We start from the raw sequence: 265 nt of genomic DNA on the forward strand, positions 1-265 counted from the left end.
CTTGCGGCTGTTCTCGGCGTGCACATAGGCCGAGGTGGCATCGAAGGCGATCTGCACGCCGTCGGCCAGCACGTGCGGCAGCAGGCCGTCGACGCCCTCGGCGGTGGTCTTGAGGCCGAGCTCGCGCGCACGCGCCAGGCCTTCGGAGCTGGCGTCGATGCCCACCATCCACACCGGCTCGAGCACCGGACTGCGCTTGAGTTTGTACAGCAGGTCGGTACCGATGTTGCCCGGACCGATCAGGGCGCATTTGATCTTGTTCATG

1 pseudogene is annotated in these 265 nt (G+C 66.4%); it reads right to left on the reverse strand.

The window, feature by feature from the left end:
- Window positions 1-264 (reverse strand): annotated as a pseudogene (locus B447_RS21670) (acetaldehyde dehydrogenase (acetylating)); the annotation flags it as partial.
- Window position 265 lies beyond the last annotated feature (1 nt).

The organism is Thauera sp. 27, assembly GCF_000310125.2.
Classification (GTDB): Bacteria; Pseudomonadota; Gammaproteobacteria; order Burkholderiales; family Rhodocyclaceae; genus Thauera; species Thauera mechernichensis.